General features: G+C 50.6%; 1 protein-coding gene. It reads right to left on the minus strand.

Annotated elements, in window-relative coordinates; translation table 11 throughout:
- Window positions 1–324 precede the first annotated feature (324 nt).
- Window positions 325–615, minus strand: a 291-nt coding sequence (locus CIK04_RS31630; RefSeq protein ID WP_325206065.1) for a hypothetical protein, incomplete at its 5' end; no start/stop codon positions are given.

The following is a 615-nucleotide window of genomic DNA, read 5'->3' on the forward strand; positions in this document are numbered from 1 at the left end:
CACGGGAATCCATTCATCCACACACGCCAGATGTCGCGTTTGGAAATGCACTCACCCCAGACAACAACATAGAGCCAAACTGACAACAACACTGGCAATGAAGCGGTAATACCGAGCTACAAGACTCGCTGTACGATGGATCCCCGCGTTCGCGAGGATGACGAACTGAGAGACAGAAAGAGGCTGACAAACCGAAGTTATAAGTAAGAAGTTGTAATAACAAAGGATGTGATGAGACAATACACATCAACAGCGACACTATCCCGTAAAAACTCAGCACACCGCCGCCACGCCACCAACTGTCATTCTCGTGCACACGGGAATCTATTTATCCACACGCGCCGGATGTCGCGTTTGGAAACGCACTTGCCACAACCAACAACTACATAGAGCAAAACCGACAACACTGGCAATGAAGCGGTGATACCGAGCTACAACACTCGCTGTACGGTGGATCCCCGCGTCCGCGAGGATGACGAGATAAAAGACGGAAAGAAAAAGCCGAACGAAGATCAACTGCAAAGAACTAAACTCTGAGACAGCCGCCACACCACCAATCGTCATTCCCGTGCACACGGGAATCCATTCATCCACACACGCCAGATGCCGCGTTTG

It is taken from the genome of Vibrio sp. 03_296 (assembly GCF_002265885.1).